The sequence below is a fragment of the Bradyrhizobium sp. USDA 4516 genome, from assembly GCF_054055915.1.
This window is the reverse complement of sequence record NZ_JBSRXT010000001.1, coordinates 3,331,041-3,357,439: the sequence shown is the minus strand read 5'-3', so window position 1 is coordinate 3,357,439 and position 26,399 is coordinate 3,331,041. Positions and strand designations below refer to the sequence as shown.

The 26,399-nt window shown below is 65.4% G+C and carries 23 protein-coding genes and 1 pseudogene; 11 read left to right on the top strand and 13 right to left on the bottom strand.

The genetic code is table 11. The features are described from left to right. Positions 1-121: 121 nt before the first annotated feature. Together ACVI1L_RS15445 and ACVI1L_RS15440 are read left to right on the top strand one after the other, a co-directional pair. Complete coding sequence (locus tag ACVI1L_RS15445; RefSeq protein ID WP_253638075.1) at positions 122-1,084, top strand: acetyl-CoA carboxylase carboxyltransferase subunit alpha; 963 nt, start codon at positions 122-124, stop codon at positions 1,082-1,084. 229 nt (positions 1,085-1,313) lie between these two features. After that, positions 1,314-2,807, top strand: coding sequence for a L,D-transpeptidase family protein (locus tag ACVI1L_RS15440; protein WP_168858592.1), 1,494 nt, complete (start codon positions 1,314-1,316; stop codon positions 2,805-2,807). 464 nt (positions 2,808-3,271) lie between these two features. Here the strand turns inward: ACVI1L_RS15440 and ACVI1L_RS15435 are convergent, their stop codons facing one another. Both ACVI1L_RS15435 and ACVI1L_RS15430 read right to left on the bottom strand, forming a co-directional pair. Then, positions 3,272-3,502: a hypothetical protein gene (locus ACVI1L_RS15435; protein ID WP_057015635.1), complete on the bottom strand. Its 231-nt coding sequence runs from the start codon at positions 3,500-3,502 to the stop codon at positions 3,272-3,274. Between the two features lie 68 nt (positions 3,503-3,570). Continuing rightward, on the bottom strand, positions 3,571-4,647 hold the full coding sequence (locus ACVI1L_RS15430; RefSeq protein WP_057015634.1) for a flavodoxin family protein: 1,077 nt from the start codon (positions 4,645-4,647) through the stop codon (positions 3,571-3,573). Between the two features lie 198 nt (positions 4,648-4,845). Here ACVI1L_RS15430 and ACVI1L_RS15425 point away from each other — a divergent pair, with 198 nt between their 5' ends. The 3 genes from ACVI1L_RS15425 to ACVI1L_RS15415 are packed head-to-tail and all read left to right on the top strand — an operon-like array spanning position 4,846 to position 6,298. Then, the gene (locus tag ACVI1L_RS15425; protein ID WP_456783224.1) at positions 4,846-5,469 is read left to right on the top strand and encodes a phosphatase PAP2 family protein; all 624 of its coding nucleotides are present in this window, start codon (positions 4,846-4,848) and stop codon (positions 5,467-5,469) included. After that, positions 5,466-5,813 carry a DUF3147 family protein gene (locus ACVI1L_RS15420; RefSeq protein ID WP_057015633.1) on the top strand — a complete coding sequence of 116 codons (348 nt, stop codon included), beginning with the start codon at positions 5,466-5,468 and terminating at the stop codon, positions 5,811-5,813. Before ACVI1L_RS15425 ends, ACVI1L_RS15420 begins: the two co-directional genes overlap by 4 nt. Then, entirely contained in the window at positions 5,810-6,298 is a 489-nt protein-coding gene (locus tag ACVI1L_RS15415; protein WP_229189792.1) for a DUF3147 family protein, read from the top strand. Before ACVI1L_RS15420 ends, ACVI1L_RS15415 begins: the two co-directional genes overlap by 4 nt. A gap of 6 nt (positions 6,299-6,304) precedes the next feature. On the opposite strand, the gene ACVI1L_RS15410 is transcribed toward ACVI1L_RS15415, so the two are convergent. The 8 genes and pseudogenes from ACVI1L_RS15410 to ACVI1L_RS15375 all read right to left on the bottom strand — a co-directional run bounded on the left by ACVI1L_RS15410 (position 6,305) and on the right by ACVI1L_RS15375 (position 15,081). After that, a complete protein-coding gene (locus tag ACVI1L_RS15410) occupies positions 6,305-7,006 on the bottom strand; it encodes a branched-chain amino acid ABC transporter ATP-binding protein (protein ID WP_057015632.1) in 702 nt (233 codons plus the stop codon). Next, a complete protein-coding gene (locus tag ACVI1L_RS15405) occupies positions 6,999-7,733 on the bottom strand; it encodes an ABC transporter ATP-binding protein (protein WP_021081562.1) in 735 nt (244 codons plus the stop codon). The genes ACVI1L_RS15410 and ACVI1L_RS15405 overlap by 8 nt, the downstream gene beginning before the upstream one ends. Further along, positions 7,720-8,814, bottom strand: coding sequence for a branched-chain amino acid ABC transporter permease (locus ACVI1L_RS15400; protein WP_253588262.1), 1,095 nt, complete (start codon positions 8,812-8,814; stop codon positions 7,720-7,722). The genes ACVI1L_RS15405 and ACVI1L_RS15400 overlap by 14 nt, the downstream gene beginning before the upstream one ends. A 7-nt stretch (positions 8,815-8,821) precedes the next feature. After that, positions 8,822-10,040, bottom strand: a pseudogene (locus ACVI1L_RS15395) (substrate-binding protein). 4 nt (positions 10,041-10,044) lie between these two features. After that, positions 10,045-10,902, bottom strand: a complete 858-nt coding sequence (locus tag ACVI1L_RS15390) for a branched-chain amino acid ABC transporter permease (RefSeq protein WP_028337306.1) — start codon at positions 10,900-10,902, stop codon at positions 10,045-10,047. Between the two features lie 54 nt (positions 10,903-10,956). Beyond that, positions 10,957-12,471 carry an amidase gene (locus ACVI1L_RS15385; RefSeq protein ID WP_057015636.1) on the bottom strand — a complete coding sequence of 505 codons (1,515 nt, stop codon included), beginning with the start codon at positions 12,469-12,471 and terminating at the stop codon, positions 10,957-10,959. Positions 12,472-12,635: 164 nt separating this feature from the next. Then, positions 12,636-13,820: a substrate-binding domain-containing protein gene (locus ACVI1L_RS15380; protein WP_456785556.1), complete on the bottom strand. Its 1,185-nt coding sequence runs from the start codon at positions 13,818-13,820 to the stop codon at positions 12,636-12,638. Positions 13,821-13,899: 79 nt separating this feature from the next. After that, on the bottom strand, positions 13,900-15,081 hold the full coding sequence (locus tag ACVI1L_RS15375; protein ID WP_253638083.1) for a substrate-binding domain-containing protein: 1,182 nt from the start codon (positions 15,079-15,081) through the stop codon (positions 13,900-13,902). A 178-nt stretch (positions 15,082-15,259) separates the two neighbouring features. Here ACVI1L_RS15375 and ACVI1L_RS15370 point away from each other — a divergent pair, with 178 nt between their 5' ends. Continuing rightward, positions 15,260-15,703 carry a MarR family winged helix-turn-helix transcriptional regulator gene (locus ACVI1L_RS15370; protein WP_016847408.1) on the top strand — a complete coding sequence of 148 codons (444 nt, stop codon included), beginning with the start codon at positions 15,260-15,262 and terminating at the stop codon, positions 15,701-15,703. Between the two features lie 165 nt (positions 15,704-15,868). After that, a complete protein-coding gene (locus ACVI1L_RS15365) occupies positions 15,869-16,303 on the top strand; it encodes a VOC family protein (RefSeq protein WP_253638084.1) in 435 nt (144 codons plus the stop codon). A gap of 58 nt (positions 16,304-16,361) precedes the next feature. Here the strand turns inward: ACVI1L_RS15365 and secA are convergent, their stop codons facing one another. Then, entirely contained in the window at positions 16,362-19,226 is a 2,865-nt protein-coding gene (gene secA / locus ACVI1L_RS15360; RefSeq protein ID WP_253588264.1) for a preprotein translocase subunit SecA, read from the bottom strand. Positions 19,227-19,618: 392 nt separating this feature from the next. Between secA and ACVI1L_RS15355 the strand changes: the two genes are divergently transcribed. Both ACVI1L_RS15355 and argJ read left to right on the top strand, forming a co-directional pair. After that, positions 19,619-20,545, top strand: a complete 927-nt coding sequence (locus tag ACVI1L_RS15355; protein ID WP_456783223.1) for a peptidylprolyl isomerase — start codon at positions 19,619-19,621, stop codon at positions 20,543-20,545. 284 nt (positions 20,546-20,829) lie between these two features. Next, complete coding sequence (gene argJ / locus ACVI1L_RS15350; protein WP_456783222.1) at positions 20,830-22,071, top strand: bifunctional glutamate N-acetyltransferase/amino-acid acetyltransferase ArgJ; 1,242 nt, start codon at positions 20,830-20,832, stop codon at positions 22,069-22,071. A gap of 261 nt (positions 22,072-22,332) precedes the next feature. Here argJ and ACVI1L_RS15345 read toward each other — a convergent pair whose 3' ends face one another. Beyond that, positions 22,333-23,661 carry a TadE/TadG family type IV pilus assembly protein gene (locus ACVI1L_RS15345; protein ID WP_456783221.1) on the bottom strand — a complete coding sequence of 443 codons (1,329 nt, stop codon included), beginning with the start codon at positions 23,659-23,661 and terminating at the stop codon, positions 22,333-22,335. A 174-nt stretch (positions 23,662-23,835) separates the two neighbouring features. Here ACVI1L_RS15345 and ACVI1L_RS15340 point away from each other — a divergent pair, with 174 nt between their 5' ends. Next, positions 23,836-24,246, top strand: coding sequence for a (deoxy)nucleoside triphosphate pyrophosphohydrolase (locus ACVI1L_RS15340; RefSeq protein ID WP_028343243.1), 411 nt, complete (start codon positions 23,836-23,838; stop codon positions 24,244-24,246). A gap of 402 nt (positions 24,247-24,648) precedes the next feature. On the opposite strand, the gene ACVI1L_RS15335 is transcribed toward ACVI1L_RS15340, so the two are convergent. After that, on the bottom strand, positions 24,649-25,491 hold the full coding sequence (locus tag ACVI1L_RS15335; RefSeq protein WP_456783220.1) for a methyltransferase domain-containing protein: 843 nt from the start codon (positions 25,489-25,491) through the stop codon (positions 24,649-24,651). A 77-nt stretch (positions 25,492-25,568) separates the two neighbouring features. On the opposite strand from ACVI1L_RS15335, the gene ACVI1L_RS15330 reads away from it, so the two are divergent. Continuing rightward, on the top strand, positions 25,569-26,378 hold the full coding sequence (locus ACVI1L_RS15330; protein ID WP_456783219.1) for a ComF family protein: 810 nt from the start codon (positions 25,569-25,571) through the stop codon (positions 26,376-26,378). The last annotated feature ends 21 nt before the right edge of the window (positions 26,379-26,399 follow it).

The following is a 26,399-nucleotide window of genomic DNA, read 5'->3' as shown; positions in this document are numbered from 1 at the left end:
CTTGCGATCCCGAAGCGTGCATTCCACCCGGATGCGCGTTAACCTTTTGAAGTTACAAAGCTTCTCTTTCCGACGCCGAAACCGCTTCGCCCCTCGCACCGATCTTCCCTATATTGAGTTGATGCCCGACCCGATGCGCAGCTATCTCGACTTCGAAAAACCCGTCGCCGAGCTTGAATCCAAGATCGACGAGTTGCGTGCGCTTGCCGCGAGCGGCAGCGACATCGGCGACGAGGTCGCGCGGATCGAGGACAAGGCGGCGCAGGCGCTCACCGAGCTCTATTCCAATCTGACGCCGTGGCAGAAGACGCTGGTGGCGCGGCATCCGCAGCGGCCGCACTTCACCGATTTCATCGGCGGCCTGATCACCGAATTCACGCCGATGGCCGGCGACCGCAAATTCGCCGACGACGAGGCCCTGGTCGGCGGCTTCGGCCGCTTCCGCGGCGAGAGCATCTGTGTGGTCGGCCAGGAGAAGGGCGCCACCACCGAGAGCCGCATCAAGCACAATTTCGGCATGGCGCGCCCCGAAGGCTACCGCAAGGCGGTGCGCCTGATGGAAATGGCCGACCGGTTCGGCATCCCGGTGCTGTCGATCGTCGATTCCGCCGGCGCCTATCCCGGCATCGGCGCCGAGGAACGCGGCCAGGCCGAGGCGATCGCGCGCTCGACCGACGCCTGCCTGTCGCTCGGTGTGCCCAATGTCGCGATCGTCACCGGCGAAGGCATGTCGGGCGGCGCCATCGCCATCACCACGGCGAACCGCGTCCTGATGATGGAGCATGCGATCTACAGCGTGATCTCGCCGGAGGCGGCATCCTCGATCCTGTGGCGCGACGGCACCAAGGCGCAGGAAGCCGCCAACAGCATGAAGATCACCGCCCAGGACATGCTGCGCTTCGGCGTGATCGACCAGATCCTGAAGGAGCCGTCCGGCGGCGCTCATCGCGACGCGGGCGCGATGATCGCGACCACGGGCGATGCCATCGCCCAGGCGCTCAACGACCTACGAAATCTTGATCCGGACGCGATTCGCAAACAGCGGCGCCAGAAATTCCTCGATATCGGCCGCAAGCTCGGCTGAGGCGCCCAAACCGCCCGATTTTTCGTCCAAATCGACCAATTTTGCCGTAATTGGGCCCCGAGCCGGGTCTTTAACATTCCTTGAACCATGCCTGCTACCGTGAGGGCTGTCCGCCCCGGTTCAGGTTGCGAGCAGGGGTCGTCGAAGGCTAATATTTTACACAATGGCTTCAGGGCATATTCGCCGTGTTGGGGTCGCGAAAATCGCCCGGTGGGTGTGGAGCTCGGACTTGACTCATCGCACGCTCGTACGCGCGCTTCTGACCTCGGCGGTCCTCGCCGCAGGCGTCATGCTCGCCGGTTGTGACAGCGACCAGATCTCGCTCGCGCAGAACGCCAAGGCCAACCAGCCGGTCCCGCCAAAGCTCGTCGCTGCCATGACCGAAAAGGACATGGACATGCAGTCGCCGATCCTGGTGCGGCTGTTCAAGCAGGAGGCCGAGCTCGAGGTCTGGAAGCAGAACCGCTCCGGCCAGTTCGCGCTGCTCAAGACCTATCCAATCTGCCGCTGGTCGGGCGACCTCGGTCCGAAGGTCCGCGAAGGCGACCGCCAGGCGCCCGAAGGGTTCTACTCGATCAACCCGAGCCAGATGAACCCGCAGTCGGCCTATTACCTGTCGTTCAACACCGGCTATCCCAACGCCTTCGACAAGGCGCTCGGCCGCACCGGCTCGCAGCTGATGGTGCACGGCGATTGCTCTTCGCGCGGCTGCTACGCGATGACCGACGAGCAGATCGCAGAGATTTACTCGCTCGGCCGCGAATCCTTCTTCGGCGGCCAGAAGGCGTTCCAGCTGCAGGCCTACCCGTTCCGGATGACGCCGGTGAACATGGCCAAGCACCGCAACAATCCGAACATGCCGTTCTGGAAGATGATCAAGGAAGGCTACGATCATTTCGAGGTGACGAAGCAGGAGCCGAAGGTCGACTTCTGCGAGAAGAAGTATGTGTTCGACGCGGTGAAGGCGCCGGGCGCGACACGCGATCCGGTGTTCGACGCCTCCGCGAAGTGCCCGGCCTATGTGATCCCCGAGGAGATCGCGAGCGCCGTGCACGAGAAGGAGCAGAAGGACGCCGCCGAGACCGCCAAGCTGGTATCCAAGGGCACGCCCGTTGCGCGCCTCAACACCGGCATCGACGGCGGCATGAACGCGATCTTCGCCTCGAAGATTCCGGAAGGAAACACCGGCCTCTCCGAAGGCGGCGACAGCCAGGCGCTGGCATCGATGTCGCTGGCGCGCGCGCCCGGCACGATCCCCGGTACGGTCAATCCGCCGAAGCCCAATCTCGCGGTCCAGCAGGAAGAGCCGGTCGTGGCGACGACGTCGTCCACCGCATCGTCAGCCGGCATCCGCGTTGCCTCGGCGAACGCGTCCGACAAATCCGCCTCTGACAAATCCGCCTCTGACAAGTCCGAAGGCTTCTTCTCCAGCTTTGCCCGCAAGGTCGGGATCGGCGGCACCGCCGACGCCAGCAAGACGACCGCGCCGGCTCCGGCCGCTGCCGCACCAGCCAAGCCGAAGGTCGCCGAGGCCAAGCCGCAATCGGTGGTTCGCGTCGCCCCCAAGGCTGAGCCGAAGCAGGCCGCCAAGCCCGCGCCGAAGCCGGCAGTGACCACGGCCGCAGCCGCCGCACCGGCCCCGTCGTCGTCGACCCAACTCGCCGGCTCCGCGCCTGTCGTGCAGACCAACTCGTTCGACACCCGCTTCTCGGCGGTGAAGTAGGCGGGGCGCGTCTGCGCGAAGACAGCTCGCTGCCGCTTGTCGCAATGCTGCTGTAGCGCAAACTATTTCCAGCCGTCGTCCCTGCGAAGCAGGGACCCAAAACCACCGAACTTGATCGTGAATGGGATCGTGGCCCCAGCGTCGCGCAACAACTCTCATTTGGGGTAATGGGTCCTGGCTTTCGCCAGGACGACATTGAGTGTGTGGCGCGGTCTGTGAGTCACACCACAACGTTCTCGCGACATGATTTGTCCGAGCTTTGCTCTTCGTTCCGCCCTCTCCGTTGGCAGAGCGCGCAGGGAAAGCCGGGCGCCGATCGCACCCAAAGCGTCAGGCCTGCACGATTTCGCCGTCCGCGTTGCGTGCTTTCGTCAGTACCGCGCGCAGACGCCTCGTCGCTGCCGCACCGCCACGCTCGCAGGTTCGAACACCACGCTCCGTCACCGTCGCATGCGCGTTGACCGTTACATTCCGTGGCTTTCGAAAACCTTCTTGCAGCTTCGGCTCAGGCTGGCCCGCTTCATCTGGAGACAGCTCTGCACGGCGCCGTCATTGCCGAGGTCCTTCCGGCAGAAGCGCTGTGCATCGCGCGTGCACGCGCTCTGTTCCGATGGCGTACCGGAATGCTGCGCCAACGCGGCACCGCTGCTCATCACGGCAGCAGCAACAAGAGCTGCAATCGAAATATAGCGCATTGTGACTTCCTCCCGCGGCCTAACGGGCAGCGGGGGCCCATCGTTCCTTTGGGAACCCGGATTCCATCCTACTTCGGCCGCGGGTCCTCAAGCCCCTTGCCGGGATCTTCCAGATGCCCGGTGCGCGCGAGGTCGACGGCGGCGCCGAGCGCCTGCGCGACATTGCGCACCTGTTCCTGGAAGGCCTTGTCTTCGTCGAGATCGCGATGCGACGTCGCATAGGGCTTCATGTAGCCGACATAGCCATCGATCTCGGCCCTGCCGCCGGCCGAGATCAACTCCATGTCGGTGAGCCAGTCCGCAAGAAAGCGGCGGCATGTTTCCGCACCGACGCTGTCGCCGTGGACCACGATGCCGAAATGCCGGCCGCGCAAATGCTTGGGGTATGGCCAGCCCTTGAGTTCGAGCGCCTTGGCTTCGCTCGCGGTCTTGCCGTGGGTCGAGGTCGGATCGGGATTGCCGCCATCGGCGCAGACCAGGCGATCGATCATCGCCTTGAGTCCGGTCGGCGTCTGGTACCAGTTGACGGGCGAGATGATCATGATGCCGTGCGCGCGCACCCACAGCGGATAGATCTCGTTCATCCAGTCGTCGGTTTGCCCGAGCGAGTAGTTCGGATAGCAGCTGCACGGCCAGTGGCAGAGTGCCATCGAGGTGGAGACGCAGGACTTGCAGGGGTGAATCTCCCTGCCGAACTCGGACGTCAGCCGCGACAGATCGAGCACATCGACCGCCAAGCCCATCTCGCGGAAGGCGGCCTCGGCGATCTCGACCATGCGCCAGCTTTTGGACATCTCGCCGGGACACGTATGTTCGCTGCGCGAGGAGCCGTTGATCAGCAGGATATGCGGCGCTTCGTTTGGATCGTCGTGCCTGCGTTGCGCTTCATCGATGGCATCGCGCGCGGACAGCCAATCGACCGCGAGATCATAGTCGGGATCGGCAAAACCGGGGCCGGCCTTGCGGGTAACCGGCGCCTTGCGCGAATGACGATAGGCGTCCCAGGCGCCGGCGATGATCGTCGCAAGCTCCGTCTGCATGGATTGAAAGACCGGATCGGCAAATCGCTTGCGGTAGCGCCGTTCGAATTCATCGCGCGAAAGCTTGACCGGCGGCATCCCCTTGCGAACGTCCGGCTCCGTCATCGACACCTCTCCCTGCCTGCAATCCATCGCCCGCCGTGCATCCCGGTTGGCGCGCGAAACCTCGGGATGAGACCTTGGGATCAAGTCGAGACGGGCAGAGGCTAAAGACCATCGATCTGCATTTGGTTCCTCCGGGCGATGCCTCGCACGCCGGTTAGGACCCATGCCGCGGCTGGCGCGTTGGATGGGAACCTGATCATGCATACGACAGCCCGAGTTCGCGCACGCCGCCAGCGAGGCGCCCCCTTCCCGATCACCATTCGCCCGACCGCGGCGGACGCCATGATCGCGCGTGCGATCGCCCGCAACACCGCACCTGCGCCGGAAGAGATCGCCCGCACACTGACCTGGGGCGCTGACGAAAAGGTCCTGCTTGCGCTCGCCGCCGCAGGCTGGCTCGCCTCACGCGGGCGCGGCGCCTCGCTCGAGCGCGCCGGCAATCACGCGCTGCTGGTGACGGTCGCAGCATCGCTGCTGCCGCATGGCCTGAAGTTGCTGTTCAACCAGACTCGCCCGGATCGCCTGACCGTGGCCGGCCATGCCAACGGCATCCCGATCTCTGGCAGGCGCGATGACGCCTTCCCATCCGGCCACGCGCTGCATATGGGCGCGCTGGCGTCGGCGGCAGCGACATTGCCCGCCGGCGCGCGCCGCCCAATCCAGGCACTCGCGGTCGGCCTCTCGCTGACGCGCATTATGGTTCTCGCACACTGGACGAGCGACGTGATCGCGGGATTCGGGCTCGGAGCACTTCTCGAGCGGCTGCTGCGATTGTGGACCGGCTATCCCGGTGACGATCCACCGCGGGGCAAGGCGCGATGAGCGAATATGTCATCCGCTTTCTCGTGGGCGGGGCCGTGGTGTCGGCCTTCGCGATGCTGGGTGACGTGCTGCGTCCGAAGAGCTTCGCCGGGCTGTTCGGCGCCGCGCCGTCGGTTGCGCTCGCCACCCTCGGCATCGCCGTGTACCAGCACGGCACCGACTATGCCGGCCTGCAGAGCCGCGCGATGATGGCTGGCGCCGTTGCGCTGGCCATCTATAGCTTCGTGGTCTGCCAATTGCTGATTCGCGCGAGGCTCCGCGCTGCCCCCGCCACCTTGCTGGCGCTTGTCGTCTGGCTCGCGATCGTCTTCGGCTTGCTGGGCGTTGCCGGAGGACAGGCATGACACCGGTCCGCGTCTCACTGTCCTCGCTCAGGGAAAGCCGGTGGACCGAATATCTGATCCGCTTCGTGCTCGGTGGCGGCGCCACCGTCCTGACCGGACTGATCAGCAGCACGTGCGGCGCCTATGTCGGCGGCGCCTTTCTTGCACTCCCCGCCATCTTCTGCGCCAGCGCCACCCTCATCGAGAAGCATGAAATCCGCCGCAAGCGGAACGCCGGCCTCGACGGCACGTGGCGCGGGCAGCAGGCCGCGGCGCTCGATGCGGCGGGCGCAGCGCTCGGCGCGGTCGGCATGCTGGCATTCGCCATCGTCTTCGCGCTGACGGTGGGCCGCAGCGTCCCGGCCGCCTTCATCGCGGCATCGCTGGCCTGGCTGATCTGCTCGGTCGCGGCCTGGTATGTGCGTCGCGAGATGCGATCGGCACGGCGGACGCGGACGCCGGGAGACGGCGTGATCGGCCGCAAGGCCGACCGCCTGCCGCATTGAAGCCTGCTACGGCGCCAGATAGCGCAGCAGTTCCGGATCGCTCCGCACCTCGCTGGCGCCGCCCTGCAGCGCGACGCGGCCGCGGTCCAGCACATAGGCATAGTCGGCGACGCGCAGCGCGAGGTCGAGATGCTGCTCGACGATCACGACCGAGATGCTTTTGGCGAGCTCGATCAGCCGTTCGGTGATCTCCTCGATCACGCCGATCCAGACGCCTTCGGTCGGCTCGTCCAGCAGCAGCAACTTTGGATTGCCGAGCATGGCGCGGCCGATCGCCAGCATCTTGCGCTCGCCGCCGGACAGCGTGCCGGCCGGCTGGTCGAGCCGCTGGCCGAGTTTCGGAAAGATGGCCAGCACGCGATCGACGGCGCTGGCATCGGAATTGAACAGCGAGCCGACGGCGAGGTTGTCGCGCACCGACAGGCGGGCGAACACCGAATGCTCCTGCGGCACATAGCCGATGCCGGAGCGCACCCGCTCCTCGGTGCGGCGGCGGGTGATGTCGCGGCCGTCGAAGAACAACTCGCCCTGCGAGCTTGCGAGCTCGCCGACGATGGTCTTCATCAGCGTGGTCTTGCCGGCGCCGTTGCGGCCGAGCACGGCGACGCCGCCGCGCCAGGGAATGCCGATGTTGACATCGAACAGGACCTGGCTGCGGCCATAACCGGCGTCGAGATGCCGGATATCGAGGAAGGTTTGCTCAGGCACGGCGAAGATAGATCTCCTGGACGCTTTTGTTGGCCTGGATTTCCGCGACCGTTCCCGAGGCCAGCACCTTGCCCTGGTCGAGCACGGTGAGGCGGTCGCAGATGTCGCGGATGAAATCGAGGTCGTGTTCGACGATGACGAGCGAGCAATGCTGCTTGATCGGCTGCAACAGCTCGCCGGTGACGCGGCGCTCCTCGAGGCTCATGCCGCCGGTCGGCTCGTCCAGCAGCAACAGCCGTGGCTTGCCGGCGAGCGCCATCGCGATCTCGAGCCATTGCTGCTGGCCGTGCGACAGGGCCGCGGCGGCATCATGTGCGCGATCGGCGAGCCGGAACTGGGTCAGCATCGTCATCACCTGATCGTGCAGCTTCTTGCGGGTCCGCGACAGCACGAGGTCGAACAGCGAGCAGTGTGCCTGCAGCGCCAGCAGGATGTTGTCGTACAGCGTCAGCGTCGGCAGCACCGAGGTGATCTGGAACTTCAGGCTCATGCCGGCGCGCGCGCGCTCGGTCGGCGTGAACGCGGTGATGTCGGTGTTGACGAAGGAGACCTTGCCCGTGGTCGGCACCTCGGCGCCGGCGACGCATTTCATCAGCGTGCTCTTGCCCGAGCCGTTGGGGCCGATCAGGCCGTGGAACTCGTTCTCGCCGACGGTCAGCGCTGCACCGTCGAGCGCGGTCAGCTTGCCGAACACTTTGCTGATCCCTTGCGCCTCAAGGAGCGGCATTGCCGGTCTCCTTCGGGGCTTTGCCGAAACTGCCGACCCGCTCGCGCTCGCCGAGCACGAAGGAGATCAGCCCGAGCGGCCGGAACATGATGACGAGCAGCAGCAGCACGCCGAGGATGATCGGCCAGACGTCGCGGTAATTGTCGGACAGCCAGAAGCTGACGCCCTCGATGATCACGGTGCCGATCACGGCGCCGATCAGCGTGCCGGAGCCGCCGAACAAGACGTAGAGCACGACCTGGGTCGAGAACACGACGCCCAGCATGTTGGGCCAGACGAAGCCCTCGTGGAAGGCATAGAGGCTGCCGGCAAGACCGGCGATGGTGCCGCCGACTGCAAAGATGATCGCCTTCAGATGCTGCGCCTTGTAGCCGAAGAAGGCGATGCGCTGCTCGTTCTCGCGCAGGCCGGCGAGCGCGAGGCCGAATTGCGAGCGGACCAGGAAGCGGCAGAGCAGATAGACGACCACGAGGATGCCGAGCACCATGTAGTAGTAGATCGGCCCCTCCTCGAACTCGTAGCTGCCGAGGGTGAGCGGCGGGATCGACGGGATGCCGTTCTGGCCGCCGAGATAGTACCAGCCGCGCGCCAGCCGGTCCGCGGCATAGGAGCCGGTGAGGGTGCCGAGCGAGACGAAGATCACGCTCGAGGGATAACGCCCGAGCAGCAGGAAGCCGCCGAGCAGCAGCGACGCGGTGAGCCCGATCAGCGTTCCGGCAGGCAGGATCAGGAGGATCGAGGTGACGTTGAGATCGCGCGCCAAGAGCGCCACGCCGTAGCCGGCGGCGCCGAAGAACAGCGCCTGGCCGAAGCTCATGATGCCGGCATAGCCCCACACCAGGTCGAACGACAGGGCGAACAACGCGAGGATCACCACGCGGGTGGCGAACACCGTCAGATAGTCCTGCAGCACCCATGGCAGGACCAGTGCGATCAGCAGCACCAGCCCTTCCACGATCGGCAGGACCTTCCATCCTGCCGATACCCGTCCCGCCGGCGCGCTTGCGGCCGGTGCACCCTCGCCCGTCACGACATCTGGTTCCTCACCGACGCGTGCGACAGCCTCTCTTGCTCCAACCATGGATCGCTCAGCATTCCTTGGGATCAACGAGACCGTCGCTGCGCGCGACGATCTCATAGTTCCCGCCTTTGGCAACAGCGGTGTACATCTTCATCTTGCAGTGACGCTTGCCCGGCACCATCTCCGCCCGGTCCGCCCGGCCCTTCGGCGATCTTGGCGTGGTCGAGCGCGGCCGCAACGGAGTCGCGGTCGACCTTGCCGGCCTCCTTGACCGCCGCCTCCCACAGCTTGAGGCCGCGATAGGTTCCGGTGGCGGCGCTGCCGGCCGCGAACAGGAAGTTGCCGGGGAAATCCTTCTCATAGGCTGCCTGGAGCTTGGCGTCGAACGGATCCTCCTTGGTCAGCACCTTGAAATAGTCGAGGCAGCTCGCAAGGCCCTCGATCTCGTTGGCCTGATTGATGTTGAGCGTGTTCTCGTCATAGTAGACGCAGGCGAGCCGCCCGCCGTTCTTGAGGAAGCCGGCTTCATAAAGCTGCTTGAAGAACGGGCCGACGCCGGGCGGGATCACGGTGTTGAACACGACGTCGACCTTGTTGGAGATGACGCGGTTCACGGTGGCCGAGAAGTCGACCTGGTCGAGCGGGTAGTATTCCTCGAACACCACCTCGCCGCCGTTCGATTCGATCACCTTGCGGGCGTAGACGTTGAGCGTGTGCGGCCAGACATAGTTGGCGCTCGGCAGCGCGAACTTCTTGCCGCCGTTCTTGATCAGCCAGGGAATGAAGGTGTCGCACTGCTGCGCCGGGGTCGGTCCGGTGCAGAACAGATAGGGCGTGCACTCCTTGCCTTCGTAGAGCTGCGGATAGATGTAGAGCGTCTTGCCGCGCGCCACGATCGGATCCTTGATCGCATTGCGCATCGACGAGGTGATTCCGCCGAGCACCATGTCGACCTTGTCGCGCTGGATCAGCTTGCGGACATTGCCGACCGCGACCGATTCGTTCGAGGCAGTGTCCTCGATGTAGAGCTCGAGCGGCCGGCCGAGCAGGCCGCCGCCGGCGTTGATCTCCTTGATCACCATCTTGGCGACGTTGGCGTCGGCGTTGCCGGCATAGGCGATCGGGCCGGTCAGGTCGGTCGCGATGCCGACCTTGATCGGTCCCTCCGCTGCGTTGGCCCAGTCGGGCCTGACCACCCAGCTGCCGACCCCGGTCGCGAGCGCGCCGGTCGCGAACGCGAAATTGCTCATGAAGCGGCGGCGCGTGAGATTGGTGCGATCGAACATCTGACTAAACCCCTTTTCCCGATATGAGGCCCTGCGGGCGGAATTTGATGAAGGCAATGGCGAGCACGAAGACCAGGACGTCGGCGACGACAGGAGACATCACCCAAGGCAGCGCCGCGCTGAGCGTGCCGATCACACCGGCGCCGGCGACCGGACCGATGAAGGAGCCGACCCCGCCGACCATCACGGCGACGAAGCCCTGGATCAGGAAGCGGATGCCGAGATCGGCGAACAGGCTGAACACCGGCACAATCAGCGCGCCGGCAAGTCCGGCCAGCGCCGCGCCGAACGCGAAGGTTGCCCCGTAGATCAGGGGCGTCGAGATGCCCGACGCGCGCGCCAGCGCCGGATTCTCCAGCGTGGCGCGGACCCGAAGCCCGAACGAGGTGCGCGCCAGCAAGAGATAGCAGCCGCCCATCACCAGCAGCGTGATCACGATGATGGTGAAGCGCCAGGCCGAGATGTGGACGGAGCCGAGGTCGATCGAACCGCCGATCGGCTCCGGCACCGTGAGATAGAAGCCGCCGATCAGGCCGCGCACGCTCTCGCGGATGATCAGGCCGAGCGCATAGGTGCCGAGCATCGCCACGATCGGCGCGGCGTAGAACCGCCTGATGATCAGCGCCTCCAGCACGAAGCCGATCGCGCCGACCACGAAGGGCGCCGCGACCATGCCGGCCCAGACCGGCGCGCCGTGGGCGTAGGCCAGATAGGTGACATAGGCCCCGAGCAGGACGAACTCGCCCTGCGCGAAGTTGAAGATGCCCATCATGCTGGCGATGATGCCGAGCCCGAGCACCACCAGCACGATGATCGCGCCGAAGCTCACGATCTCGAACGCCGCGGCAAAAGTGCTAGCCATGTCGTTCGATCCGGCGTTCGATCCATCCAGCCTGCGTCTGCAACAAGCGGCGCCTCACATCTTCTTCCAGTCGCCGGCCTGCTCGAAGGCGTGCGCGGCGCGGTAGATGGTGGATTCCTCGAACATCCGGCCGACCAGCATCAACCCGACCGGCAGGCCGTCGACCATGCCGCAGGGCAGCGACATCGCCGGGTGGTGGGTGATGTCGAACGGCGCGGTGTTGGTGATCATCTCGAGCGCACGGGCGACATAGTCCTCGCGGCTGGCATTGGCCGCCGGCAGCGCCGGCGCCTTCATCGGCGTGGTCGGCAGCAGCAGCAAGTCGTAATCCTTGAACGCCTTGTCATAGGCCGCGGTGAGGCGGCGGGAGATGTTGAGCGCCTTGCCGTAGAAGCGCGGACCGAAATTGTTGTTGATGTAGGTGCCGAGCATCATGAACAGCTTGGTGGTCTCCGACAGCGAGTCCGCCTGGCGGCGCCAGCCGCGATGGAAGTCCATCAGCGAGGTCGAATAGAGGTCGGGCCGGCTGAGGCCGTAGCCGTCGCCGAACATCATGGTCTGGGTCAGGCCTTCGGTGCCGATCGGGGTCCAGATCGCGGGGCCGACCATGTGCATCGGGATCGACACGGTGTCGACCGACGCGCCGAGATCCTTGAAGCGCTTGGCCGCCTCGCGCACGCTTTCATTGACCGCGGCTTCCGCGGTCGGCTGCTCGAAGCCTTCCTTGAGGATGCCGATCTTCATGCCCTTGACGCCCTTGCCCAGCGCCTTGGTGTAATCCTCGACCTTGGGCGCCTTGATGCGCGGATCGTAGCCGTCGTCGCCGGCGATCACCTCGAGCAGCAGCGCGTTGTCCTCCACCGTTGCGGTCATCGGTCCTGTGTGGTCGACGAAGATCTCGATCGGCATGATGCCGGTATAGGGCACGAGGCCCCAGGTCGGCTTCATGCCGTAGGTGCCGCAGAACGAGGACGGCATGCGGATCGAGCCGCCCTGGTCGCCGCCGATCGCCATGTCGACCTCGCCGAGCGCGACCACGACGCCGGAGCCCGACGACGAGCCGCCGGCCGAATAGCCCATCTTGTGCGGATTGTGCACCGCTCCGTAAGAGTTGGTGTGGCTGCCGCCGGACAGGCAGAAGTGCTCGCAATGGGTCTTGCCGGCGATCTCGGCGCCGGCATCGAGCATCCGCGTGACGATGGTGGCGTCGAAATCGGGGATATAGCCTTCCAGCGTCGACGAGCCGTTCGTCATCGGCACGCCGGCCAGCATGATGTTGTCCTTCAGCGCCACCGTCTTGCCCTTGAGCTTGCCGGACGCCGCGCCCTTCACGGTCGACTTGTAGTACCAGGCGTTGCGCGGGTTCTCCTCTGGCGCCGGGCGATAGCCGGGCGTGCGCGGATATTTCACCGCAGGCAGCTCGTCCGGCATCGCGGCGATCACGTTGTAGGCGTCGATCGAGCCCTGCATCAGGCCGCGGAACGAGGCCACATCCTCATCGGTCAGTGACAGGCCGCACTGCTCGGCGACGGCACGAAGTTGCGTTGGCGTGGGAAGGACGACGGTCACGGCGCTCTCCTGATAGCTTTTGATCTTTGGATTTGATCCCTCGACGCAGGTGCAGCGGCGCGCTGCCCGCGCGAACCGCTCACCCCGTTGCTGTATTGAAAACGGAAATATTTTCCTTTTCAAGTATTATTTCGCAAAACCTTCCGGCGACGCTGTCGCACTGCTCAGATCGGCTTGATCACCCTGAAGTCGAGACCGTCGGCTTCGGCAAGATACATCGGCATCCTGGCATGGCCGCTGCGCACCGTGACCGGACCGCGCGGGCCGCGATAGACGAGGTTGTCCGCCGCCGCGAGCAGCGGCCGCATGTCCAGCGTGCCGGCGCGCTTGGCGGCGGCCTCGAGCAGGCAGAACCCTTCATAGGCGGACTCGCTGCACGAGCCGACCGGCGGCGCGAACGCACCGAACATCGCGCGATAGCGGTCCCTGAAATCGTCGCCTTCGCGTGAGCCGACGGAGGGGAAATAGCCGGAGGCGCAGTAAAGGTTCTCGGTCTTGTCGGCGCCGATGCCGAGCAGCGCCGTCTCGTCGAAACAGCCGGCAAAGCGCAGCGTGGTGGCGGCAAGGCCGGCATCGGCGAAGGCGCGGTTGAAGGTCACGCTATCGGTGCCGATCAGCGAGATCAGCACGACATCGGGTTTCGCGGCGCGGATGCGTTCCAGCTGCGCCTCGTGATTATCCTCGCCGACCGGCACGAACTCCTCGCCGACCACGAGCCCGCCGGTCTCCTTGATGTAACGCTTCACCGCGCGGTGCGACTGCCATGGCCAGACATAGTCGCTGCCGATCAGGTACCAGCGCGAGGCGCGCTTCGCCTCGGCCAGCCAGTGGATCGACGGCCGGTTCTGCCAGCGTGGCGTCTCGCCGATCGCGATGACGCCCGGCGTCCGCTCGCCGCCTTCATAGACCGGCGTGTAGATGTAGGGGATCTTGCTGCGGGTGATCAGGCCGCGCAGCGCGACGCGCACCGCGCTGGTGTGCATGCCCATGATGAGATCGACATCGTCGGACGCGATCGCCTGCTCGGCGCGATCGAGCACGTCCTCGATCGGTCCGCCGGCGTCATAGACCGAGAACTCGACCTCGCGGCCGAGGATGCCGCCGCGCCGGTTGATGTCGGCGACGGCGAGCTGTGCACTCGAGGTCGCGGCCGGTCCCCACATCCCGGGCGAACCGGTGCAGCAGACGAAGCCGGCGATCCGCAGCCGGCTGCGCGCACCGCGCGGACCGAAACCGTCCCGATCCATCGGGGAAAAGACCCGATCGGACCGCGCCGACGTCAGGTTCCGGAACAGCAGGGGAGGCGGGCATGGAAGGCCGCCATACCTGTTGCTCGAGGTTCGGGCCATGACGTAGGGCGTCGATTGCACACCTGCTCCTGTCTGGCACCGGCAAGCCGCGCGGCGAGCGCGGCATCGCCCGGTCCATCTAGATCGTCCTGATCACATTGAAGTCGAGACCGTCGGCCTCGGCAAGATAGATCGGCATCTCGGCGCGGCCGTCGCGAATTGTGACGGTGCCGCGGGCACCGCTGTAGACGAGATTGTGCGCCGCGGCGGACAATGGTCCGATCGACAGCGAGCGCGCCTGATTGGCCGCCGCCTCGAGAAAGCGCATCCCCTCATAATTGGACTGCCCGACCGAGCCGATCGGCGGCGCATGCGCCCCGAACATCGCGCGGTAGCTGGTCCGGAAGTCGTCATTGGCGCACGAATCGATGCAACCGAAATAGCCGGAGGCGCAGAACAGGTTTTGGGTCGAGTCGGGGCCGATGCCGAGCATCACGGTCTCGTCCATCGCGCCGGCGTAACGCAGCGTGGTCGCGGCAAGCCCGGCCTCGGCGAAGGCACGGTTGAAGGTGATGCTGTCGGTGCCGATCAGGGTGATCAGCACGACATCTGGCCGTGCTGCGCGAATCCGCGCCAGATGCGGCTCGTGATTGTCCTCGCCGAGCGGGACAAATTCCTCGCCGACGACGTGGCCGCCGGCCTCCTTGATGTAGCGCTTCACCGCGCGATGCGACTGCCAGGGCCAGACATAATCGCTGCCGATCAGGTACCAGCGCTGGGCCTTCTTGACCTCGGTGAGCCAGTGGATCGCCGGCCGGCTTTCCGCGCGCGGCGTCTCGCCGATCGCCATCACGCCGGGCGTCCGCTCGCCGCCCTCATAGACCGGCGTGTAGACATAGGGGATGCGGCCGGCGGTGACCTTGCGCAGCGCGAGGCGCACCGCCGAGATATGCGAGCCCATGATCACGTCGATCTCGTCGAAAGCGATCGCCCGCTCGGCGCGTCGCACCACTTCCTCGATCGGGCCGCCGGCGTCGTACATCGACAATTCGACCTCGCGGCCGCGGATGCCGCCGCGCCGGTTGATCTCGGCGACCGCGAGCATGACGCTGTTGGCGGAGATCGGCCCCCAGATCCCGGGCGCGCCGGAGAAGGTGATGAAATTGCCGATTCGAAGCTTGCTGTCGGTGCTGCGACGGCGCGACGAGCCGGGCTTGAGGGTCAAAGCGAGATCGGCCGCGCAGGACGACGGATTTCGAAACAGCAGCGGCGGCGCGACGGGCATGCCGCCATACGCCTGGAAAGAGACCGTCGAGAGCACGCCAACTCCTGTCTGGGAAGCAGTAAGCAACGCAGCCAGCGGGCGGTCGCGGCATCCGCCCCTTGGTTGGGGGAATATCCTAGGTGAAAATATTGAATATTCAACAATTGAAGTGCATATAGAAATGGCATGAGTTGCCGGACATTCATTCACCGGGTCAGGAACCAGGTCTTACGCCGTGGCTAAACCGCCGAAAGAAAATTCCCCGATCACCGAACATCTCGCCTACCTGCTGGCGCAAGCCAACCGGGAGATCAACCGGCAGTTGGAGACGCGGCTCGCCAAGGAAGGCGTGCCGGTCGAGCAGTGGCGCATCCTGAAGGTGCTGTCCGACGGCAACGGCCACTCGATGGGCGAGCTTGCGGATGCTGTGCTGCTCAACCATCCGACGCTGACCAAGATGATCGACCGCATGGTGTCGGACGCGCTGGTCTATCGCGTCCAGGATCCCAAGGATCGCCGCAAGGTGCTGATGTTCGTCTCCGACCGCGGCAAGGCGCTGTGCCGGCGGCTCAACTCGCTCGCGGTGAGCCAGGAAGAGCACATCGTCGAGAGCTATGGCGACAAGTCGACCACTGAACTCAAGCGCCTGCTGGAAAGCCTGATCGGCAGCGCCAATTAAGGCCGCGCCGGCCCGGCGCGCCCCTGCCGAAACCATCGAAAAAAGACCGGCAGGAAATGTCGGGATGCGGCGGTTTGGTGCGTCCTTGGGGCGCGCCCTGCGGCGCAGCCTTCGCGCTTGGCCGCGCTGGTCCACCCGATTGCTCGTTAGTGAGGATTTCCCGTCATGACTTCGATCACGCCGTTCCTCTGGCTCGACAACAACGTCCGCGATGCCGTCGCCTTCTACCAATCGGTGTTTCCGAACGCCAAGATCGAGACCGTCAGCGATTTCATGGCGACCTTCGAGCTCGAGGGGCAGCGGTTCCACGCGCTCAATGGCGGGCCGCAGCACAAGTTCAACGAGGCGGTGTCGTTCTTCCTGAGCGTCGAGACCCAGGAGCAGGTGGACTACTTCTGGGAGAAGCTCACCGACGGCGGCCAGGAATCGCGCTGCGGCTGGCTCAAAGACCGCTTCGGCCTGTCCTGGCAGGTGATCCCGACCGCGCTCGGCCGCTATCTCAGCGCCCCCGATCGCAAGGCAGCCGACCGCGCGATGCAGGCGATGCTGAAGATGCAGAAGATCGTGATCGCCGATCTCGACAAGGCCTTCGCCGGCTGAGAGCGATGCGGCTCGACGGGCGCGGGCCAGTCGCCCGCCGCCTCAGCGCGCGCGGCGGCTACGCGTACCGGCCGTGGCAGTGCTTGTACTTCTTGCCTGACCCGCAGGGGCAGTCCTCGTTGCGGCCGACCTTGCCCCAGCTCGCCGGATCGTTCGGATCGCGGTCGGTGGCAATCATCCCGGGCGCCAGTGAGGCCTGGGCGTAGGTGGCCTCGGTCAGGCGGGCCTGCGCGAACTCGTCCTCGCCGGTGTTGGGATCGAGCTTGTGCGCCTCCATCAGCGGCAGCGGCTGCGGCGGCTCCTCCGGCGGCACGATCTCGACCCGCATCAGCTGCGCGGTGACCGCCTCGCGCAGATGCGCGCTCATCTCCTGGAACAGGTTGAAGGCCTCGGTCTTGTACTCCTGCAACGGGTCACGCTGGCCATAGCCGCGCAGGCCGATCACCTGTCGCAGATGGTCGAGCATGATCAGGTGCTCGCGCCAGAGATGGTCCAGCGTCTGCAGCAGGATGGTCTTCTCGACGTAACGCATCACGTCGGGACCCCATTGCGCGACCTTGGCGGCCATGCGCTCGTCGACATGGGTCTCGATGCGGGTCAGCAGCTCCTCGTCGGCGATGCCCTCTTCCTTGGCCCATTCGTCGACCGGCAGATCGACATCGAGCACGCGCTTCAATTCGTCCTTGAGGCCGGCGGTGTCCCACTGCTCGGCATAGGCGTGCTCGGGAATGTATTTGGCGACCACGTCCTCGACGAAGGCATGGCGCATGTCGGTCACGGTCTCGACGACGCTGTCGTCCTTCATCAGGTCGACGCGCTGGTCGAAGATCACCTTGCGCTGGTCGTTCTGGACGTTGTCGAACTTCAAGAGGTTCTTGCGGATGTCGAAGTTGCGCGCCTCGACCTTCTGCTGCGCCTTCTCGAGCGCCTTGTTGATCCAGGGATGGATGATCGCTTCGCCTTCCTGCAGGCCGAGCCGCTGCAGCATGCTGTCGAGCCGGTCGGAGCCGAAGATGCGCATCAGATCGTCTTCCAGCGACAGGAAGAACTTCGAGCGGCCGGGATCGCCCTGACGGCCGGAACGGCCGCGCAGCTGGTTGTCGATGCGGCGGGATTCGTGACGCTCTGAGCCGATGATGTAGAGGCCGCCCGGCTTCTTCACGGTTTTCGCGGGCTTGTTGCCCTTGGCGGGCTCGACCTCGAAATCCTCTTCCGCCTTCAGCACGATCTCGCGGAAGCGCTCGATGTCGGCCTTGATCTGCTCGATCTTCTTGGCCTTCTCGGCCTCATCGGTGATCCCGGCGGTCTCCTGCTGGATCCGCATCTCGAGCGAGCCGCCGAGCTTGATGTCGGTACCGCGGCCGGCCATGTTGGTCGCGATCGTGATCGCGCCCGGCACGCCGGCTTCCGCGACGATATAGGCTTCCTGCTCGTGGAAGCGCGCGTTCAGCACCGCGAACAGCTTTGCCGGCTTGCCGGCGCGCGCGGCGGCATAGAGCTTCTCCATGCCGGATTCGGACGTGAAGTCGATCTGCTTGTAGCCGTGCTTCTTCAAGTACTCGGCCAGCACTTCCGACTTCTCGATCGACGCCGTGCCGACCAGCACCGGCTGCAGCCGCTTGTTGGCGCGCTCGATCTCGGCAAGGATCGCGGCGTATTTCTCGTTCTGGGTGCGGTAGACCTCGTCGTCCTCGTCAAGGCGCGCCACCGGCAGGTTGGTCGGGATCTCAACGACCTCGAGCTTGTAGATGTCGAACAGTTCGTCGGCTTCGGTCAGCGCCGTGCCGGTCATGCCGGACAGCTTCTGGTACATCCGGAAATAGTTCTGGAAGGTGATCGAGGCCAGCGTCTGGTTCTCGGGCTGGACCGTGACGTGCTCCTTGGCTTCCAGCGCCTGGTGCAGGCCTTCCGAATAGCGGCGGCCCTGCATCATGCGGCCGGTGAACTCGTCGATGATGACGACCTCGTCGTCGCGGACGATGTAGTCCTTGTCGCGCGTGAACAGCGTGTGCGCGCGCAGCGCCTGGTTGACGTGATGCACGACGGAGACGTTCTCGACGTCGTACAGCGAGTCGCCCTTGAGCTGGCCGGCGTCGCGCAGCAGGTTCTCCAGCTTCTCCATGCCGGCTTCGGTCAGCGTCACCGTGCGCTGCTTCTCGTCGACCTCGTAGTCGTCCTTCTTGGCGAGATTCGGCATGAAGGTGTCGATGGTGTTGTAGAAATCCGAGCGGTCGTCGAGCGGGCCGGAGATGATCAGCGGCGTGCGCGCCTCGTCGATCAGGATGGAGTCCACTTCGTCGACGATCGCGTAGTAGTGCTCGCGCTGGACCATGTCCTCCAGGCGGTACTTCATGTTGTCGCGCAGATAGTCGAAGCCGTATTCGTTGTTGGTGCCGTAGGTGATGTCGCAGGCATAGGCAGCCTTGCGCTCGGCGTCGTCGAGGCCGTGCACGATCACGCCGGTGGTCAGCCCCAGGAAGGCGTAGATCTGGCCCATCCAGCCGGAGTCGCGGCGGGCGAGGTAGTCGTTGACGGTGACGACGTGGACGCCCTTGCCGGCGAGCGCGTTGAGGTAGACTGCAAGCGTCGCGACCAGCGTCTTGCCTTCGCCGGTCTTCATCTCGGCGATGTCGCCCTCGTGCAGCACCATGCCGCCGATCAGCTGAACGTCGAAATGGCGCTGGCCGAGCGTCCGCTTGGCGGCCTCGCGCACCGTGGCGAAGGCCGGAACCAGGATGTCGTCCAGCGTCTTGCCGCTGGCGAGCTGCTGCTTGAATTCGGCGGTGCGGGCCTTGAGCTGATCGTCCGTCAGTTTGACGAGCTCGGGCTCCAGCGCGTTGATGGCGTTGACGCGGGACTGATACCCCTTGACCCGACGGTCATTGGCGGAGCCGAAAAACTTGCGGGCGAGCGCGCCGATCATGCGAAATTCCTGTTCTTCGGTCTCGAGTTCGGTCTTCGTTCAGTGTTGGAATTCAACTTGGAATTCAGTCTTGGATTACAGCCTGAGATGGTCCGCCGGATCGCCTATCAACTCAACGTGACGCGCTACGGTTCGAGCCCCGGCCCGGGGGCTCCTCCGCCAATTGAGTGGGAAACAGGCCATCCTGGGTTCAACGGCGAAAAACGCAGCAAAATAAGCGCTCTCGCCGCTGACGCGGTTGGCCAGAGATATGGCCCGGTCGGGGGGTTGTCAACGCTGGCAAGATGTCAAGGAATTCATCATTTTGACAAGACTTTCGCGTTGCCAATGTAACACGATTGGGCGAGTGTCCGCCCCGCTCGAGCTTCCCCCCTTTGAGACAAGGATTTTGCATGACCACCTCGCCCCCGGAAACCAAAACCGGCCTGCGCCTCGGCCTCGCCACCCTGGCCGCGACGGGCTGTCTTGTCGCAGTGCTGGCTGCCGGCCTCCCGGTCCGGGCCGCGGAATCCGATCCGGTGCTGGCGAAGGTCAACGGCTCGGAGATCCACGCCAGCGACGTGGCGCTCGCCGAGGAGGAACTCGGCCAGAGCCTGCAGCAGATGGACCCCTCGACCCGCAAGGACAACGTGCTGTCCTTCCTGATCGACATGAAGATCGTGTCCAAGGCCGCCGAGGACAAGAAGATCGAGAACAATGACGACTTCAAGAAGCGGCTCGCCTTCACCCGCAACCGCCTGTTGATGGACAGCCTGCTTGCCAGCGAGGGCAAGGCCGCGACCACCGACGACGCCATGAAGAAGGTCTATGAGGAGGCCGCCAAGCAGATCACCGGCGAGCAGGAGGTGCGCGCCCGCCACATCCTGGTCGAGACCGAGGACGAGGCCAAGGCGATCAAGGCCGAGCTCGACAAGGGCGCCGACTTCGGCGAGCTCGCCAAGAAGAAGTCCAAGGACCCCGGCGCCTCCGACGGCGGCGACCTCGGCTTCTTCACCAAGGAGCAGATGGTGCCGGAATTCTCCGCGGTCGCCTTCTCGCTCGAGCCGGGCAAGATCTCCGATCCGGTCAAGTCGCAGTTCGGCTGGCACATCATCAAGGTCGAGGAAAAGCGCAACCGCAAGGCGCCCGACTTCGAGCAGGTGAAGGCCCAGATCGAGACCTATGTGACCCGCAAGGCCCAGGCCGACTATGTCGCCAAGCTGCGCGAGGCCGCCAAGGTCGAGCGCATGGACAAGCCGGCCGATGCGGCCGCGCCGGCGGATGCCGCCAAGGACGCGCCGGAGCCGGCCGACAACAAGATGGCGCCGGCGAAGAAGTAAGCTTTGCGACGTCGATAGCTTCAATGCGCGATGGCCGGGCTCGTCCCGGCCATTTTGCTTTTTTAGCCCGTCCTCGTAGCCCGGATGAAGCGCAGCGAAATCCGGGGTCTGTTGCCGCGGAGGGACTCGTCCCGGATTGCGCTTCGCTCCATCCGGGCTACACATTCGTCGCGCTACCGCTTCCTTGAACGATTCATGACAGCGCGTTCGCATCGCAGCCCTCTCCCGCTTCTTGCGGCGAGATGTTATGGAGCGCTTCCCTCCCCGTAGCCGGAAGCTTGCCGATGTCCACCGCCGTCTCCCCCCTCGCCCCGCCCGACGTTCCAGAGATGCCCGTGATCGCGGGTGTGCGGCTTGCGACCGCTGCCGCCGGCATCCGCTACAAGGGGCGCACCGACGTGCTGCTTGCGCTGCTCGACAAGGGCACCACGGTGGCCGGCGTGTTCACCAAGTCGAAGTGCCCGTCGGCGCCGGTCGAATGGTGCCGCGCCAAGCTGAAGGGCGGCGCCGCGCGCGCGCTGGTGGTCAATTCCGGCAACGCCAACGCCTTCACCGGCAAGACCGGCAAGGCGTCGACCGCGCTGACCGCGCAGATCGCGGCGAAGGCGGTCGGCTGCTCGACATCGGACGTGTTCCTCGCCTCCACCGGCGTGATCGGCGAGCCGCTCGACGCCACCAAGTTCGACGGCGTGCTGGCGCAGCTCGCACAGACCGCGACCCCCGATCGCTGGATGGACGCAGCGAAGGCAATCATGACCACCGACACCTTCCCGAAAGTCGCCACCGCGACCGTCAAGCTCGGCAAGGCCAAGGTGACGATCAACGGCATGGCCAAGGGCGCCGGCATGATCATGCCCGACATGGCGACCATGCTGTCGTTCATCTTCACCGACGCGCCGCTGTCGGCCTCGGTGCTGCAATCCCTGCTCAAGGCCGGCGTCGAGGACACCTTCAATGCGCTGACCATCGACGGCGACACCTCGACCTCGGACACGCTGCTGGCATTTGCAACCGGCGCAGCCGCTGCCAACGGCGCGCCGAAGATCTCGCGCGCCGGCGACCCGCGGCTGAAGGCCTTCACCAAGGCGTTCCAGCAGATCCTCGCCGATCTGTCCGAGCAGGTGGCGCGCGACGGCGAAGGCGCCCGCAAGCTGGTCGAGGTCGTGGTCGAGGGCGCCACCACCAAACCGTCGGCGCGCAGAATCGCGATGTCGATCGCCAATTCGCCGCTGGTGAAGACCGCGATCGCCGGCGAGGACGCCAATTGGGGCCGCGTGGTGATGGCGGTCGGCAAGGCCGGCGAACCTGCCAACCGCGACAAGCTCTCGATCTCCTTCAACGGCATCCGCGTCGCCAAGAGCGGCGCGCGCGACCCCTCCTACAACGAGAAAGAGGTGTCGGAGGCGATGAAGGCGCCGAAGATCCAGATCAAGGTCGCGCTTGGCCTCGGCAAGGCCAAAGACCGCGTGCTGACCTGCGACCTCACCAAGGAATACGTCGCGATCAACGGGGACTACAGGTCGTAGTAGCCGACATAGCGTCGCCACCTCCGTCATTGCGAGGAGCGAAGCGACGAAGCAATCCATCCGTCCATGCATGCGGACAGATGGATTGCTTCGCTTCGCTCGCAATGACGGCGTGAGTCCCGTCATCCTGAGGAGCGCGTAGCGCGTCTCGAAGGATGCACGGCCCGATAGCGCCGCGCGGAGAAAATCGGGCCGTCGACCCTTCGAGACGGCCGCTTTGCGGCCTCCTCAGGGTGACGGTGATAGAGCGTGTGCGCTTCGCTAGCTGCTGATCCGCGCGTCGGCGACGGCCTTCTTGAACAGCGCGTTCATCGCATCCGCGATGCCCTGCGTCGGGCTGACCTCGAAATAGAAGCCCGGCGACGCGCAGGCCTGCATGTTCTGCGCGATCTGGCTGTTCGGCGACGGGCCGAACGGGCCCTGGTTGAACGGATCGATCCAGGTCATGTACCAGCCGTTGGTCGGCAGCTGCAGGTAAGTCGTGTAGAGCACCGCGATCTTGATGCCGCGGTTCTTGATGGCCGTGCACAACGCCGGATTGATCGGCGACTGGCAGCGATTGCCGCCGCTGACCGGCTTCAGGCAGCTTGAATTCGGTTCGTCAGCCACGCCGTCGGACACGAAGAACAGGTATTTCATCGGCGCCGCCGCCGTGCCCGGGCCCGGCGCGCTGATCGCGTTGCTGATGGCCGGAAGCACCGTCGAGAACTGGCTGTCCTTGTCGGCGGTGTAGGAATCGTTGTTGCCGTTGACGCCCATCAGGTCGATGTTGCCGGCTGCGGTCTTGGCGCTCGATAGGCTGGTCGACAGCGAGAACAGTGCGCGCAGGCCGATCGTCTTCGACGAGGCGCCGAAATCGTAGATCGCCATCCGGTACTGGCTGGCATAGGTCGCGGTGTTCGCGGCCGTGTCCATCAATTGCTGGGTCGCGCTGCGCAGCACGTCGATCCGCGTCGTCACGCCGAGCGTCTTGGCGAGATTGTAGTAGTTGTTGGCGTCGTTGTAGTCGTGACAGGCGAAGGCGCACTTGTCGGACGTGTTGTTGACCATCTTGGTCACGTCGGCGGGCGTCGCCGCAACCCCCATCGACGGCGAGTTGTCGAGCAGGAGATAGAAATCGATATAGAGCGGCATGTTCGCGGTCGAGGTCGACGCGCCGGTCACCGTCATCTTGCTTTGTCCGATCACGCCGAGGAACATGGTCGGGACATCGGCGGTGAACTTGACCGTCGAGGTGATGACGCCGCCGGTCTTGGTCATGGTCGGCGTCACGCTGGTCAGCGTGAAGCTGTTCTGGTTCAAGATGTTGCCGTTGAAGATCTTGGCCGCATCGGCTTCGCCCGCCTGGATCTCGCCGTCCGAGGTCATGGCGCCGGCGGCGATGAAGCCGGGCGATGCCTTGGCGATCGATCCGACGCTCGCGGCGTCGGCGGCCGATATCAGCTTGCTGCGGATCTGGTTGGCGCGGGAATAGTCGACCGCGCATCCGACCGCGACGATGAGCGGCAGCACAGCGAGGCCAAAGGTCATTGCGATGTTGCCGGAGCGATCGCGACGGAAACGGCTGATGGTCCGGATCAAGGTGCTCATGGGTTATGTCGGCAAAGAATATGATGCGCAGATAAATGAGAACCTTCACCCTGCCGGATACGAATTAAGGCCGGCTTATCGCGATCGCGGAAAGCCGCGCGGGCATAAATCGTTTGGCTGACAGCGCGTTGCTGGTTAATGAAAGCTTGCAGACTGGAAGGAATCCCCCGCCGCATGGCTGACATCAAGCTGACTCTCGTCGTCGCCTGCGCGCTTGTCGATGCCGACAAGCGCGTGCTGCTGGCGCAGCGCCCCGAGGGCAAGGCGCTGGCCGGCCTGTGGGAATTCCCCGGCGGCAAGATCGAGCCCGGCGAGCGGCCGGAGCAGACCCTGATCCGCGAGCTGCATGAGGAGATCGGCATCACCGTGAGCGAGCCGTGCCTCGCGCCGCTGACCTTCGCCAGCCATGCCTACGAGACCTTCCATCTGCTGATGCCGCTCTACATCTGCCGGCGCTGGGAGGGCATCGCGGTGGCGCGCGAGGGCCAGAACCTCGCCTGGGTCCGCGCAAGCAAGCTGCGCGACTACCCGATGCCGCCCGCAGACATCCCGCTGCTGCCGCATCTGATCGATCTGTTGCTGTGATCCTCTTCGCCTCTTCCGCTTGCGCGGGAGGCGCGCTGCCAAAATATCGAAAACAACCCCATGCAAAGCAGGTGGCGGTGGCAGGCGTTCGACCAGGCGACTTGACACGTCGGGCAACTCACCGGCATAATTCCATTATTCCGAAATCGTGCAAGCTCCCCTCGCCTTTTCCCGCAAGGACAGGGCAATCGCATATGGCCGTTTGAGGCGATCGGAGTTCCCACAAACTCGTCATGCCCGGGCTTGTCCCGGGCATCCACGTCTTCGTTTCCACCGGAGAAAAGACGTGGATGGCCGGGCTAAACAACAAGCCCGGCCATGACGGCGCGGAAGAATCGGTTCATTCCATATGCAATTGCCCTCCCCCGCAAGCGGGAGAGGGAGCCCTAGCATCGTGCGTCCCTAACGCTTCGTCCCCTTCACCGCCGCCTCAAGGCTCGCCTTCGCCGACCCTGGCTTGAGCGGCTTCGGCTGGCTTTCATGCGGCGCCCAGCCGGAGAGCCAGACGATGTCGAAGGTGGCGCGGATGCGGCCGTCGGAATCGGCGAAGCGTTCGCCGTAGATTTGTGCCATGCGCAGCATGGTGGCGCGGCGGGTTAAGGTGTGACGTCGCTCGCGCAGCACATTGGTCGCGCCCATGCGCCGCAGGTCAGCCATCAGCGCGAACGCGCTTGAATAGCGCACCACGACGCGGTCGACGTCGGTGACCGGCAGCGCGAAGCCGGCCCGCTGCAACAGCGCGCCGATGTCGCGCAGATCGGCGAACGGCACGACGCGCGGCGACGCCCCGCCCTCGCACTCGGCCTCCGCCGCGGCAAAGCTCTGCCGCAGCTCGGTCAGCGTATCGCCGCCGAGCATCGAAGCGAGCAGCAGCCCGTCCGGCTTCAGCGCCCGGCGGAGCTGCGCCAGCACGCCCGGCAGATCATTGACGAACTGGAAGGCCAGCGCGGAGACCACAAGATCGAGCGACTCCGGCGGCAGACCGAGCGCTTCCGCCTCGCTGAAACCGATCGCATCGACCGCGGCGACACGCCCGCGCAGGACGTCCGCGAGCCCGACACCCGGCGTCCAGACATCGGCCGCCGCCGAAAAGCTGCGCGATACCGCCTGCAAGCGGTCCGCCATGTCTTCGCTGGCACGCTCGAGCAGGAATGTCGCCGCGCCCTCGCGCCGCGCGCGCGCCAGCCGCGCGCCGAGCAAGGCGCGGTCGAACAGGATGGGGGCTGAGGGCGGGTTCGGTGTCATGCCGCTGGTTACGCCGGACCGCCGCCGCAGGCAATGCGCCTTGAGCCGGCGTTGCTCAAACGCTAGCCTCGCCCGCCATGGACGCCGAGGCATCACCGACACGCTCCATTACCGGTCACGTCCAGCGCGCGCTTGGCGCGATCGGGGGCGCGTGGCTGCGCACGGCGCGGCTGGCGCTCGATATCGCGCTGCCGACGCTATGCGTTTCGTGCCGCGAGCCGGTCGATGGCGAGGGGGTGTGCGCGGCCTGCTGGGCCAGATTGTCGTTCATCGCGCCGCCGTTCTGCCCGCGGCTCGGGATTCCCTTCGTCTACGATCCCGGCCCCGGGCTGCTGTCGATGGAGGCGATCGCCAATCCGCCGGCCTACAGCAGAGCCCGCGCCGCGGTGCGCTATGACGATGTCGCGCGCACGCTGGTGCACGCATTGAAATACCAGGATCGCACCGATCTGGCGCCCACAATGGGTCGCTGGATGGCGCGGGCGGGGAAGGAATTGCTCCACGACGCCGATCTGCTGGTTCCGGTTCCTCTGCATTGGCGGCGCGGCTGGAGCCGGCGCTACAACCAGTCCGGGGCGCTCGCCAAGGTGATCGCGCGCCAGAGCGGCGTCAAAATGACTGCCGAAGCGCTGCGGCGCATCCGCGCCACCGAGCAGCAGATCGGGCTGTCACGCAAGGATCGCGCCAGCAATGTCCAGGGCGCATTCGGGGTCGCCGATGAACGCAAGGCTGACGTCCAGGGCCGCCGCGTGATCCTGATCGACGACGTCCTGACCTCGGGCGCGACAGTGGACGCCTGCGCGCGGGCGCTGCTCCGCGCCAAAGCCGCGCAGGTCGACGTGCTGGTGTTTGCCCGGGTTGTCGATACCCACCGCGCTCCCATATAATCTGACATTCTGGTTCAACCG

Bases quoted from the DNA above. Each gene is read 5' to 3' on its own strand.
- ACVI1L_RS15420 (WP_057015633.1), top strand. From the start codon at position 5,466: ATGAGCGAATATGTCATCCGCTTTCTCGTGGGCGGGGCCGTGGTGTCG.
- ACVI1L_RS15335 (WP_456783220.1), bottom strand. From the start codon at position 25,491: ATGACACCGAACCCGCCCTCAGCCCCCATCCTGTTCGACCGCGCCTTG.
- ACVI1L_RS15430 (WP_057015634.1), bottom strand. From the start codon at position 4,647: ATGACGGAGCCGGACGTTCGCAAGGGGATGCCGCCGGTCAAGCTTTCG.
- secA (WP_253588264.1), bottom strand. From the start codon at position 19,226: ATGATCGGCGCGCTCGCCCGCAAGTTTTTCGGCTCCGCCAATGACCGT.
- ACVI1L_RS15365 (WP_253638084.1), top strand. From the start codon at position 15,869: ATGACTTCGATCACGCCGTTCCTCTGGCTCGACAACAACGTCCGCGAT.
- ACVI1L_RS15355 (WP_456783223.1), top strand. From the start codon at position 19,619: ATGACCACCTCGCCCCCGGAAACCAAAACCGGCCTGCGCCTCGGCCTC.
- argJ (WP_456783222.1), top strand. From the start codon at position 20,830: ATGTCCACCGCCGTCTCCCCCCTCGCCCCGCCCGACGTTCCAGAGATG.
- ACVI1L_RS15415 (WP_229189792.1), top strand. From the start codon at position 5,810: ATGACACCGGTCCGCGTCTCACTGTCCTCGCTCAGGGAAAGCCGGTGG.
- ACVI1L_RS15380 (WP_456785556.1), bottom strand. From the start codon at position 13,820: ATGGCCCGAACCTCGAGCAACAGGTATGGCGGCCTTCCATGCCCGCCT.
- ACVI1L_RS15445 (WP_253638075.1), top strand. From the start codon at position 122: ATGCCCGACCCGATGCGCAGCTATCTCGACTTCGAAAAACCCGTCGCC.
- ACVI1L_RS15405 (WP_021081562.1), bottom strand. From the start codon at position 7,733: ATGCCGCTCCTTGAGGCGCAAGGGATCAGCAAAGTGTTCGGCAAGCTG.
- ACVI1L_RS15400 (WP_253588262.1), bottom strand. From the start codon at position 8,814: ATGGTTGGAGCAAGAGAGGCTGTCGCACGCGTCGGTGAGGAACCAGAT.
- ACVI1L_RS15425 (WP_456783224.1), top strand. From the start codon at position 4,846: ATGCATACGACAGCCCGAGTTCGCGCACGCCGCCAGCGAGGCGCCCCC.
- ACVI1L_RS15345 (WP_456783221.1), bottom strand. From the start codon at position 23,661: ATGAGCACCTTGATCCGGACCATCAGCCGTTTCCGTCGCGATCGCTCC.
- ACVI1L_RS15435 (WP_057015635.1), bottom strand. From the start codon at position 3,502: ATGCGCTATATTTCGATTGCAGCTCTTGTTGCTGCTGCCGTGATGAGC.
- ACVI1L_RS15340 (WP_028343243.1), top strand. From the start codon at position 23,836: ATGGCTGACATCAAGCTGACTCTCGTCGTCGCCTGCGCGCTTGTCGAT.
- ACVI1L_RS15330 (WP_456783219.1), top strand. From the start codon at position 25,569: ATGGACGCCGAGGCATCACCGACACGCTCCATTACCGGTCACGTCCAG.
- ACVI1L_RS15390 (WP_028337306.1), bottom strand. From the start codon at position 10,902: ATGGCTAGCACTTTTGCCGCGGCGTTCGAGATCGTGAGCTTCGGCGCG.